Below are 1,811 nucleotides of genomic sequence, written 5' to 3' on the forward strand. Positions count from 1 at the left end.
ACGCTTCCCAACGCACCGTCCGCACACCGTGCGATACGTAACCGTCCGGTGCTTCCACGCTCTGATCAGCCATCCGCCCAGTCTGCCGCCTGCCGCACCACTTATTGAAGGGCGACAACCCGCCTAGCTGACAGCCAGCCGGCATACGGCAGCAACCAACGCCCCGGAATCTCATGCGACGGCCCTAAAACGCAGAAGAGCCTTGTGACGGATCGAAATCCGTCACAAGGCTCTTCTAAAAGGAGTTCGGCGGCGTCCTACTCTCCCACAGGGTCCCCCCTGCAGTACCATCGGCGCTGAAAGGCTTAGCTTCCGGGTTCGGAATGTAACCGGGCGTTTCCCTAACGCAATAACCACCGAAACACTATGAAATAAACCAACCGGACAATGACACAGTCGTTACTTCAGAACCAACACAGTGAACGCGAGCAACTGAGGACAAGCCCTCGGCCTATTAGTACCAGTCAACTCCACCCCTTACGAGGCTTCCATATCTGGCCTATCAACCCAGTCGTCTACTGGGAGCCTTACCCCATCAAGTGGGTGGGAGCCCTCATCTCGAAGCAGGCTTCCCGCTTAGATGCTTTCAGCGGTTATCCCTCCCGAACGTAGCCAACCAGCCATGCCCTTGGCAGGACAACTGGCACACCAGAGGTTCGTCCGTCCCGGTCCTCTCGTACTAGGGACAGCCCTTCTCAAGACTCCTACGCGCACAGCGGATAGGGACCGAACTGTCTCACGACGTTCTAAACCCAGCTCGCGTACCGCTTTAATGGGCGAACAGCCCAACCCTTGGGACCGACTCCAGCCCCAGGATGCGACGAGCCGACATCGAGGTGCCAAACCATCCCGTCGATATGGACTCTTGGGGAAGATCAGCCTGTTATCCCCGGGGTACCTTTTATCCGTTGAGCGACGGCGCTTCCACAAGCCACCGCCGGATCACTAGTCCCGACTTTCGTCCCTGCTCGACCCGTCAGTCTCACAGTCAAGCTCCCTTGTGCACTTACACTCAACACCTGATTGCCAACCAGGCTGAGGGAACCTTTGGGCGCCTCCGTTACCCTTTAGGAGGCAACCGCCCCAGTTAAACTACCCACCAGACACTGTCCCTGATCCGGATCACGGACCCAGGTTAGACATCCAGCACGACCAGAGTGGTATTTCAACAACGACTCCACACACACTGGCGTGCATGCTTCACAGTCTCCCACCTATCCTACACAAGCCGAACCGAACACCAATATCAAGCTATAGTAAAGGTCCCGGGGTCTTTCCGTCCTGCTGCGCGAAACGAGCATCTTTACTCGTAATGCAATTTCACCGGGCCTATGGTTGAGACAGTCGAGAAGTCGTTACGCCATTCGTGCAGGTCGGAACTTACCCGACAAGGAATTTCGCTACCTTAGGATGGTTATAGTTACCACCGCCGTTTACTGGCGCTTAAGTTCTCAGCTTCGCCAACCCGAAAGTCAGCTAACCGGTCCCCTTAACGTTCCAGCACCGGGCAGGCGTCAGTCCGTATACATCGCCTTACGGCTTCGCACGGACCTGTGTTTTTAGTAAACAGTCGCTTCTCGCTGGTCTCTGCGGCCACCCCCAGCTCAAGGCGCAAAGCCCATCACCAGAAATGGCCCCCCTTCTCCCGAAGTTACGGGGGCATTTTGCCGAGTTCCTTAACCATAGTTCACCCGAACGCCTCGGTATTCTCTACCTGACCACCTGAGTCGGTTTAGGGTACGGGCCGCCATGAAACTCGCTAGAGGCTTTTCTCGACAGCATAGGATCATCCACTTCACCACAATCGGCTC

General features: G+C 56.4%; 2 rRNA genes (1 of these 2 running past the window's edge). Both read right to left on the minus strand.

Going from position 1 to position 1,811, the window contains the following annotated elements:
• Positions 1–244 precede the first annotated feature (244 nt).
• Positions 245–361: ribosomal RNA gene (gene rrf / locus KUM32_RS36715) — 5S ribosomal RNA — on the minus strand.
• Positions 362–434: 73 nt separating this feature from the next.
• Positions 435–1,811, minus strand: a 23S ribosomal RNA gene (locus KUM32_RS36720) (it continues 1,908 nt past the right edge of the window).

The organism is Streptomyces sp. AC627_RSS907, from assembly GCF_019049165.1.